This is a genomic window from Streptomyces murinus (assembly GCF_002154555.1).
GTDB lineage: Bacteria > Actinomycetota > Actinomycetes > Streptomycetales > Streptomycetaceae > Streptomyces > Streptomyces murinus.
Genome location: NZ_MUNF01000817.1, coordinates 1 through 9,073, shown reverse-complemented (window position 1 = coordinate 9,073; position 9,073 = coordinate 1). Strand labels below are relative to the sequence as shown.

Here is a 9,073-nt window from a genome sequence, read left to right as displayed (position 1 = left end):
GGCCAGGGCGCGCACCGCGCGAACGAGGCCATCGGCAGCAGACCGCCGGCCCAGCCGCAGGTGGACCAGGCGCGGGTGAACGTGCTGCCCGGCATGCCCCCGGTCCAGGACCCGGCGGACATCTACGCGGCGGACCGGCCGGGGCTGCTCTCCCCGGTGGTCAAGGACTTCCCCTCCCGGGTGTACGTGCCCAACACCAACTCCGACACGGTCACCGTCATCGACCCCGCCACCTACAAGGTCATCGACACCATCCCGGTCGGCCGCCAGCCCCAGCACGTGGTGCCCTCCTGGGACCTGAAGACCCTGTGGGTCAACAACGACCTCGGCAACAGCCTCACCCCCCTCGACCCGCGCACCGGCAAGGCGGGCAAGCCGGTCGCCGTGCACGACCCGTACAACCTGTACTTCACGCCCGACGGCAAGTACGCGATCGTGATGGCCTCCATGGACCGCCAACTGGTCTTCCGCGACGCCCACACCATGAGGACCGTCAAGGCGGTGCCGGTCAGCTGCTACGGCGTCAACCACGCGGACTTCTCCCGCGACGGCCGCTACTTCATCGTCTCCTGCGAGTTCAGCGGCGAGATCCTCAAGGTCGACACCGCGCGGATGGCGGTGGTCGGCCAGGAGAAGCTGCCCGTGCACGGCTCCATGCCACAGGACGTCAAGGTCTCCCCGGACGGCAAGCGGTTCTACATCGCCGACATGATGGCCAACGGGGTGTGGGTGCTTGACGGCGACCGGTTCACCAAACCCACCCTGCTCCCCACCGGCAAGGGCGCGCACGGCCTCTACGTCAGCCGCGACTCCCGCGAGATGTACGTCTCCAACCGGGGCGAGGGCACCATCTCGATCTTCGACTTCGCCCGGAACAAGCTCACCAAGAAGTGGGTGCTGCCCGGCGGCGGCAGCCCCGACATGGGCGGCGTCTCCGCCGACGGCAAGGTCCTGTGGCTGTCCGGCCGCTACGACGCCGAGGTGTACGCCATCGACACCCGCACCGGCAAGGAACTGGCCCGCATCCCGGTCGGCAGCGGACCGCACGGCCTCGCGGTCTATCCCCAGCCGGGCCGCTACTCACTGGGGCACACGGGCGTCTTCCGCTGAGCCGGGGAGCCGCAGCAGCAGCTCCGCGCCGACGGCGGCGTAACCGGCCGCCTGGAACGCCCGCAGACTCCGGGCGTTCCCCGGCGCCACCTGGGCCCACAGCGGCTCCTCGGTGAGCCGCCGGGCCGCGCCCGCCAGCCGCCGTCCCAGACCCCGCTCCCGGGCCGTCTCGTCCACCTCCACCGAGACCTCGAGCCGGCCGGCCGTCCCGCGCCCCGTCACCAGCACCCCGCCGTCCGCCTGCCAGGCCCGCACCTCATCGCGGCGCTCACGCGCGTACCGGATCCGGGGATGGCCGGCGTCCCGGATCTCCGTCAGCGCGAGCGCGGGGACGCCGGGGAGCGGCCCGGCCACCAGCACCGCGTCCACCGTCTCCGCCCGCCACCCCGTGCGCTCCAGCAGCGCGGCCAGGAAGCGCGGGTGCAGGGCGGCCGACAGGGGATCGCAGTCCAGGCCGCGCAGCGCCTCGTACACCCAGGCGGGGTCCTCGTCCGTGACGACGACGGAGTGCGCGGTGAACGCCAGGACGCCCGCGTGCCGGGGCCCGGGCTGCGGCAGGACCGTCGTACGGCCGTCCGCCGGCGGGAACACGCCCCGCGCCACCCCGTCGAGAATCTTCCGCACGGACTCCATACGCCACCCCTTGAGTCTCCACCCGCTGGAAGGCCCAGACTCCCAGACATGAACGACGACGGCACCGGACTTCTCACCATCGGCGAGCTGGCACGGGCCACCGGACTGAGCGTGCGCACCATCCGCTACTGGTCGGACGAGGGCGTGCTCACCCCGGTGACCCGCTCACCGGGCGGCTACCGGCTGTACGACGCCCAGGGCGTCGCCCGCCTGGAGCTGATCCGGACCCTGCGCGAACTGGGGCTCGGCCTGGACGACGTGCGACAGGTGCTGGCGGGAGAGCGGACCGTGGCACAGGTCGCGGCGACGCATGTGGCCGCGCTGGACGCGCAGATCAGCTCGCTGAAGGTGACCCGTGCGGTGCTGTCGTCGGTCGCACGACATGACTCGACCGTGAGGGAGACGACCCTGATGAACAGACTGGCCCGGCTGTCGGCGGCCGAACGGCAACGGATCGTGGCGGAGTTCGTGGCGGAGGCCCTCCAGGGGCTCGACGCCGTGGACCCCGAGGTGCGGGAGCGGCTGCGCGCCACCACGGTGGACCTCGCGGCGGATCCGACGCCGGAAGAGGTGGACGCGTGGGTGGAGTTGGCGGAGATGCTCCAGGACCCGGAGTTCCGCGCGCAGATGCGCCGGGCGATGGAGCTCAACTCGGCGGACGGGGCGCCGGGGGAGGCACGCGGCCGTTCGCTCTGGTTCGCCAAGCGGCTGGTGGAGCTGGTGGCCCCGGCCCGCGGGCGCGGCATCACCCCGCAGTCACCGCAGGCGGAGCCCGTCCTGCGTGAGCTCTTCGGTGACGCCCCGCGCGCGGACGTCCTGGAGCGCATGGCGGCCGGCTTCAACGAGCGGGTCGCCCGGTACCGCGAACTCATCGCCCTCGTCAACCGCGCCCCCGCCCCGCCGCACGCCGAGGACTTCGCCTGGGTGGTCGCGGCACTGCGCGCCCGCACGGACAGCTAATCTGACCAGCGTCAGTACGCCTGCATGGGCACAAGAAACACGAGCAAAAGGGGCGGATCGGTGGCGGACATCGAGGAAGCACGCAAGGAATTCCAGCGGATCGACGTGGACGGCGACGGTTTCATCACCGCCGCCGAATTCAAGTCCGCCCTGGCCCAGGGAGGCGACTGGAACGTCACCGACACGGTCGCCGAAGCCATCATCAAATCCCGTGACCTCAACGGCGACCAGGTCCTGTCCTTCGACGAGTTCTGGACCTACCTGAACAAGTGACACGGTCGGCAGGGGTGCCCCGTCCCGCGGAGGCGGGCACCCCTGTGCACCTCAGCCGCCCGCCCACTCCTTGAGCGCCGCCTTGGAGGCGAAGTCGGCCAGGTCCTTGTCGTGGGGCTGGCTCGCGTATTGGTGGAAACGCCATTTGGCCTTGATGCGGGGCTTGCCCGCGGTGACGTAGTCGGCGATCCAGAGGCCGTCGCCCGCGTAAGAGGTGCGGTCGATGTTCAGCCAGAAGTCTCTGTTGGTGTAGAGCACGACCTTGTTGTGCGGCCGCAGTTGTTTCAGTTTGCGGATGAAGCTGTCCTTGTCCGCGTTGCTGGCGTGCGTGCCGTCGCTCGTGGTTTCCCAGTCGACGGCCAGGATGTCGCCGGCGCGTTCGGGGGCGTGCTGGAGGAAGTAGTCGGCCTGGGCGGTGAGGTTGCCCGGCCACAGGAAGTGATAGAAACCCACGACCAGTCCGGCATCACGGCCGGTCTTGGTCTGCGCGGTGAGGCGGGGGTTCACATACGAACGGCCCTCGGTCGCCTTCATGAAGACGAAAGAGAGCCCGTCCGTGTCATATGACGTGGACTGGAACGAACTTACGTCGATGCCGTGGAGCATGCAGAGTTTGTGCCCCCCGCACGGCCCCCCGGAAACGTGCCCCCGGTCGCGGGGCGATTCAGTCGCCAGATCAGATCGATTCCGCAGCCGGACGGAGCCGCCGGCGGTGGCGCCTGCTCACGCCGGAGCTCGGTGAAGCCCAACCGGCGCGGAACGGCGCGACTGGGGGCGTTCGCCACGTCGTGCGCGATCTCCAGGTACCCCACGTCCGCCAGCGCGAACATCTCCTTCGCCAGCGCCGCCGTCGCCCTCGTGGCGATGCCCCGCCCCACGGCGCAGGGGTGCAGCCAGTACCCCAGCCGGCACCCCCTGGGCTCGGCGCGATACGCCTGGCACATGCCGATGAGCTCGCCGTTCTCGGCGACGACATAGTTGTAGAGCTCGCCGCTCTCCCACTTCGTCTCGGAACTCGCCAGCAGTTCCCGGGTACTTTGCTCGTCATGGCCGTCGGCCCACGGCATCCACGGCCGCAGATGATCCCGGGATTCCTCTATCAACGTGAACAGTTGAACGAAATCACGCTGCCCCCGTAAACGCCGGAGGACGAATTCCCCGCACTCGATGAGCTGACTCGGTCGGTCCATGGAACCATGATTGTTCCGCGGACCGATCAAGTAAATGTGCGATCACGTAAAGCTCAGCACTCGATGATGTTCACCGCGAGCCCGCCCCGCGCCGTCTCCTTGTACTTCACGGACATGTCGGCGCCGGTCTCCTTCATGGTCTTGATGACCTTGTCGAGGGAGACCATGTGCGAACCGTCGCCGCGCATCGCCATCTTGGCCGCCGTGACCGCCTTCACCGCGGCCATGCCGTTGCGCTCGATGCACGGGATCTGGACGAGACCGCCGACCGGGTCGCAGGTCAGGCCCAGGTTGTGCTCCATGCCGATCTCGGCCGCGTTCTCCACCTGTTCGGGGGTGCCGCCCAGCACCTCGGCGAGCGCGCCCGCCGCCATGGAACAGGCGGAGCCGACCTCGCCCTGGCAGCCGACCTCGGCGCCGGAGATGGAGGCGTTCTCCTTGAAGAGCATGCCGATCGCGCCCGCGGACAGCAGGAAGCGGACCACGCCGTCCTCGTCCGCGCCCGGCACGAAGTTGATGTAGTAGTGCAGCACCGCGGGGATGATGCCGGCCGCGCCGTTCGTCGGGGCGGTCACCACCCGGCCGCCGGCCGCGTTCTCCTCGTTCACCGCCATCGCGTAGAGCGTGATCCACTCCATCGCCCGCGCCAGCGGCTCGCCCTCGGCCCGCAGCTGGCGCGCGGAGACGGCCGCCCGGCGGCGGACCTTGAGCCCGCCCGGCAGGATGCCCTCACGGGTCAGACCGCGCTGCACGCACGCCCGCATCACCCGCCAGATCTCCAGCAGGCCCTCGCGGATCTCGTCCTCGGTGCGCCAGGCCCGCTCGTTCTCCAGCATCAGGGAGGAGATCGACAGGCCGGTCTCCTTGGTCAGGCGCAGCAGCTCGTCGCCCGTGCGGAAGGGGTACTTCAGGACCGTGTCGTCCAGCACGATCCGGTCCGCGCCGACCGCGTCCTCGTCCACGACGAAGCCGCCGCCGACCGAGTAGTACGTCTTGCTGAGCAGTTCCGCGCCCGAGGCGTCGTACGCCCATATCGTCATGCCGTTGGCGTGGTACGGCAGTGCCTTGCGGCGGTGCAGCACCAGGTCGTCGTCGAAGGCGAAGGCGATCTCGTGCTCGCCGAGGAGCGACAGACGGCCCGACTTCTTGATCGACTCCACCCGCTCGTCGGCGGATTCCACGTCGACCGTGCGCGGGGAGGCGCCCTCCAGGCCGAGCAGCACCGCCTTGGGGGTGCCGTGGCCGTGTCCGGTCGCGCCGAGCGAGCCGTACAGCTCGCAGCGCAGGGAGGCGACCGAGGCCAGCAGTTCCTCGTTGCGCAGCCGGTGCGCGAACATGCGCGCCGCGCGCATCGGGCCGACCGTGTGGGAGCTGGACGGGCCGATGCCGATCGAGAACAGGTCGAAGACCGAGATGGCCACGGTCACTCCTTGGGGCAGTGGTGGGGCACTCGACGGTGAGTGCCCCACCGGGGAATTACTTGGACAGACCCGGGTACAGCGGGTGCTTGTCGGCGAGGGCCTTGACCCGTGCCTTCAGCGACTCGGCGTCGTAGGACGGCTTCAGCGCCTCGGCGATCACGTCCGCGACCTCGGCGAAGTCCTCGGCCGTGAAGCCGCGGGTCGCGAGCGCGGGCGTGCCGATCCGCAGGCCCGAGGTGACCATCGGGGGACGCGGGTCGTTCGGGACCGCGTTGCGGTTGACCGTGATGCCGACCTCGTGCAGCCGGTCCTCGGCCTGCTGGCCGTCCAGCTCGGAGGCGCGCAGGTCGACCAGGATCAGATGCACGTCCGTACCACCGGAGAGCACGTTGACCCCGGCGGCGCGGGCGTCCTCGGCCGTCAGACGCTCGGCGAGGATACGGGCACCCTCCACCGTACGGCGCTGGCGCTCCTTGAAGCCCTCGGAGGCCGCGACCTTGAAGGACACCGCCTTCGCCGCGATCACATGCTCCAGGGGACCGCCCTGGAAGCCCGGGAAGACGGACGAGTTCAGCTTCTTCGCGAACTCCTTCTTCGCGAGGATGATGCCGCCGCGCGGGCCGCCCAGGGTCTTGTGCGTCGTGGAGGTGACCACGTCCGCGTGCTCGACCGGGTTCGGGTGCAGTCCGGCGGCGACCAGGCCGGCGAAGTGCGCCATGTCGACCCACAGGTACGCCTCGACCGCGTCGGCGATCCGGCGGAACGCGGCGAAGTCCAGCTCGCGGGGGTACGCCGACCAGCCCGCGATGATGACCTTGGGGCGGTGCTCCTTGGCGAGCCGCTCGACCTCGGCCATGTCGACCAGGCCGCTCTCCTCGTCCACGTGGTACGCGACCACGTTGAACTGCTTCCCGGAGAAGTTCAGCCGCATGCCGTGGGTCAGATGGCCACCGTGCGCCAGGTCCAGGCCGAGGATGGTGTCCCCGGGCTGGGCCAGCGCGAACAGGGCCGCCTGGTTGGCGGAGGCGCCGGAGTGGGGCTGGACGTTGGCGTACTCGGCGCCGAACAGCTCCTTGATCCGGTCGATGGCGATCTGCTCGGCCACATCGACGTGCTCGCAGCCGCCGTAGTAGCGGCGGCCCGGGTAGCCCTCGGCGTACTTGTTGGTGAGGACCGAGCCCTGGGCCTCCATCACCGCGAGCGGCGCGAAGTTCTCGGACGCGATCATCTCCAGCGTGGACTGCTGGCGGAGCAGCTCGGCGTCGACCGCGGCGGCGATCTCCGGGTCCAGCTCGTGCAGGGGCGTGTTCAGGACAGTCATGCGGTTACGACCTCCTCAGCCGGCGATGTGGGCGTCGTACTCGGCGGCGGAGAGCAGGTCGGCCGGCTCGCCCGCGACGCGCACCTTGAACAGCCAGCCGCCCTCGAAGGGCTCGGAGTTCACCAGCGAGGGGTCGTCGACGACGTTCTCGTTGATCGCGGTGACCTCGCCGGTGACCGGGGAGTACAGGTCGGAGACCGACTTGGTGGACTCCAGCTCACCGCAGGTCTCGCCCGCCTCGACGGTGGAGCCGACCTCGGGGAGCTGGGCGTAGACCACATCGCCGAGCGCGTTGGCCGCGAACTCGGTGATGCCGACCGTCGAGACGCCGTTGTCGGCGGCCGACAGCCACTCGTGCTCCTTGCTGTAGCGCAGCTGCTGGGGGTTGCTCATGGCCTGAATTCTCCTGTACGCGCGGGAGTGCTGATGACGGTAGGACGCTGGTGACCGCCGGTGGGCGGGCGAATGTGCGCAGGGTCACGTGCCCGCCCGTCGGGGGCGGGGGCGTGACCGGGCTCGCTGTCTACTTCTGGCGCTTGTAGAACGGCAGCGCGACGACCTCGTAGGGCTCGTGCGTGCCACGGATGTCCACGCCGACGCCCTCGGTGCCGGGCGCGGCGTGCGCCGCGTCGACGTAGGCCATGGCGATCGGCTTGCCCAGGGTGGGGGAGGGGGCGCCCGAGGTGACCTCGCCGATGACCTTGCCGCCGGCGACGACCGGGTACCCGGCGCGCGGGACCCGACGACCCTCGGCGATCAGGCCGACCAGGACCCGCGGGGGGTTCTGCGCGGCACGCTCGGCGGCCTCGACGAGCGCGGCGCGCCCCACGAAGTCGCCCTCCTTCTCGAACTTGACCACCCGGCCGAGCCCGGCGTCGAAGGGGGTCAGCGAGGTGTTCAGCTCGTGCCCGTACAGCGGCATGCCCGCCTCCAGGCGCAGCGTGTCGCGGCAGGACAGGCCGCAGGGCACCAGGCCCGCGCCCTCGCCGGCCTCGGTCAGCGCCTGCCACAGCTCGACGGCGTGCTCGGGCTTCACGAACAGCTCGAAGCCGTCCTCGCCGGTGTAGCCGGTGCGGGCGATCAGCGCGGGGACGCCGGCGACGGTGCCGGGCAGGCCCGCGTAGTACTTCAGACCGTCCAGGTCGGCGTCGGTGAGGGACTTCAGGATGCCGGGGGAGGCCGGGCCCTGGATCGCGAGCAGGGCGTAGGCGTCCCGGTCGTCGCGCACCTCGACGTCGAGACCGCCGGAGCGCTCCGCCAGCGCGTCCAGGACCACCTGGGCGTTGGAGGCGTTGGCGACGACCATGTACTCGGTCTCGGCGAGCCGGTAGACGATCAGGTCGTCCAGGATGCCGCCGTCGGCCCGCACGATCATCGTGTAGCGGGCGCGGCCCACGCCGACGGAGGCGATGTTGCCGACCAGGGCCAGGTTCAGGAAGTCGGCGGCCTCGGGGCCGGTGACGGTGATCTCGCCCATGTGGGAGAGGTCGAACAGGCCCGCCTTGGTCCGCACGGCCACGTGCTCGTCGCGCTCGGAGCCGTAGCGCAGGGGCATGTCCCAGCCCGCGAAGTCGGTCATCGTCGCACCGAGCGAGCGGTGCACGGCGTCCAGCGCGGTGTGTCGGAGTTCGGTACTGCTCATCGGTCGGTCGTCTCCCAGGGCAACAGGGATGGGGCGAGGAACGTTCCTCCCCATCTGTCATCGGAACCTGAGAGGTTCGCCGGGACCGCCACGGAGGCGATCACGGTTTGCACCTTGGGTGGGGCAGCCGTCATGGCGGCCCGCTTTTCAGATGTGCCTCGCCCGCGCGGTAACGGGGCCTGAGAGATTCAAGGGAGGGACTTGCTCCTTCGGCGCCCCAGCGAAGCCTGCTGGGGACTCTCCCGCGCGGATTCAAACGGCCGGTATGCAGTTGGCGCGCACATCATTGCACGTCGGGCCCCCGCCCGTCAGGGGCCGCATCCGTAACCGAGCTGTGGCGGTACGCGCACCCGCCCGTGGCACACCGGGCATTACCTTTCCTTTACTTCCACTGGGCATGGAGATTGCGAACCACAAGGGGAGGACGATCACGGTGAACAGGACCATGGCGCAGGCGGCCCGCATCCCGGCGCCGAGAAGCCCCGCGGCCCGCGAGCGGGTGGCCGCCCGCCCCGCGCCTTCC

10 protein-coding genes and 2 riboswitches are annotated in these 9,073 nt (G+C 70.2%); of the genes, 3 read left to right on the top strand and 7 right to left on the bottom strand.

Annotated features, from left to right (window positions below; genetic code table 11):
• Positions 1-1,110 (top strand): YncE family protein (locus tag CCN72_RS35425; RefSeq protein WP_107430265.1); only part of this gene is annotated, 1,110 nt, incomplete at its 5' end.
• Here CCN72_RS35425 and CCN72_RS35420 read toward each other — a convergent pair.
• A complete protein-coding gene (locus CCN72_RS35420) occupies positions 1,081-1,743 on the bottom strand; it encodes a GNAT family N-acetyltransferase (protein WP_086812473.1) in 663 nt (220 codons plus the stop codon). The two genes, CCN72_RS35425 and CCN72_RS35420, sit on opposite strands and share 30 nt — an antisense overlap.
• Before the next feature lie 48 nt (positions 1,744-1,791).
• Here CCN72_RS35420 and CCN72_RS35415 point away from each other — a divergent pair, with 48 nt between their 5' ends.
• Together CCN72_RS35415 and CCN72_RS35410 are read left to right on the top strand one after the other, a co-directional pair.
• Positions 1,792-2,703, top strand: coding sequence for a MerR family transcriptional regulator (locus CCN72_RS35415; protein ID WP_086812471.1), 912 nt, complete (start codon positions 1,792-1,794; stop codon positions 2,701-2,703).
• 60 nt (positions 2,704-2,763) lie between these two features.
• Positions 2,764-2,976, top strand: coding sequence for an EF-hand domain-containing protein (locus tag CCN72_RS35410; protein WP_037657174.1), 213 nt, complete (start codon positions 2,764-2,766; stop codon positions 2,974-2,976).
• Positions 2,977-3,027: 51 nt separating this feature from the next.
• Here the strand turns inward: CCN72_RS35410 and CCN72_RS35405 are convergent, their stop codons facing one another.
• From CCN72_RS35405 to gcvT, 6 genes are all read right to left on the bottom strand, one after another.
• On the bottom strand, positions 3,028-3,582 hold the full coding sequence (locus tag CCN72_RS35405; protein ID WP_086812470.1) for a glycoside hydrolase family 25 protein: 555 nt from the start codon (positions 3,580-3,582) through the stop codon (positions 3,028-3,030).
• On the bottom strand, positions 3,561-4,166 hold the full coding sequence (locus CCN72_RS35400; RefSeq protein WP_085566654.1) for a GNAT family N-acetyltransferase: 606 nt from the start codon (positions 4,164-4,166) through the stop codon (positions 3,561-3,563). Before CCN72_RS35400 ends, CCN72_RS35405 begins: the two co-directional genes overlap by 22 nt.
• A 53-nt stretch (positions 4,167-4,219) precedes the next feature.
• Entirely contained in the window at positions 4,220-5,587 is a 1,368-nt protein-coding gene (locus tag CCN72_RS35395) for an L-serine ammonia-lyase (RefSeq protein WP_037657177.1), read from the bottom strand.
• A 55-nt stretch (positions 5,588-5,642) separates the two neighbouring features.
• Positions 5,643-6,908 (bottom strand): serine hydroxymethyltransferase, encoded by a 1,266-nt coding sequence (gene glyA, locus CCN72_RS35390; protein ID WP_086812468.1) that lies wholly within the window; start codon positions 6,906-6,908, stop codon positions 5,643-5,645.
• Between the two features lie 15 nt (positions 6,909-6,923).
• Positions 6,924-7,301 carry a glycine cleavage system protein GcvH gene (gene gcvH, locus CCN72_RS35385; protein WP_037657181.1) on the bottom strand — a complete coding sequence of 126 codons (378 nt, stop codon included), beginning with the start codon at positions 7,299-7,301 and terminating at the stop codon, positions 6,924-6,926.
• 130 nt (positions 7,302-7,431) lie between these two features.
• Positions 7,432-8,550, bottom strand: coding sequence for a glycine cleavage system aminomethyltransferase GcvT (gcvT, locus tag CCN72_RS35380; protein WP_086812466.1), 1,119 nt, complete (start codon positions 8,548-8,550; stop codon positions 7,432-7,434).
• Between the two features lie 44 nt (positions 8,551-8,594).
• Positions 8,595-8,707: riboswitch (glycine riboswitch) on the bottom strand.
• Positions 8,708-8,805: riboswitch (glycine riboswitch) on the bottom strand.
• Positions 8,806-9,073 lie beyond the last annotated feature (268 nt).

What these genes read in the sequence shown, in the direction of transcription:
- CCN72_RS35415 (WP_086812471.1), top strand. Translation starts at nt 1,792, where the DNA reads ATGAACGACGACGGCACCGGACTTCTCACCATCGGCGAGCTGGCACGG.
- gcvT (WP_086812466.1), bottom strand. Translation starts at nt 8,550, where the DNA reads ATGAGCAGTACCGAACTCCGACACACCGCGCTGGACGCCGTGCACCGC.
- CCN72_RS35420 (WP_086812473.1), bottom strand. Translation starts at nt 1,743, where the DNA reads ATGGAGTCCGTGCGGAAGATTCTCGACGGGGTGGCGCGGGGCGTGTTC.
- gcvH (WP_037657181.1), bottom strand. Translation starts at nt 7,301, where the DNA reads ATGAGCAACCCCCAGCAGCTGCGCTACAGCAAGGAGCACGAGTGGCTG.
- CCN72_RS35405 (WP_086812470.1), bottom strand. Translation starts at nt 3,582, where the DNA reads ATGCTCCACGGCATCGACGTAAGTTCGTTCCAGTCCACGTCATATGAC.
- glyA (WP_086812468.1), bottom strand. Translation starts at nt 6,908, where the DNA reads ATGACTGTCCTGAACACGCCCCTGCACGAGCTGGACCCGGAGATCGCC.
- CCN72_RS35400 (WP_085566654.1), bottom strand. Translation starts at nt 4,166, where the DNA reads ATGGACCGACCGAGTCAGCTCATCGAGTGCGGGGAATTCGTCCTCCGG.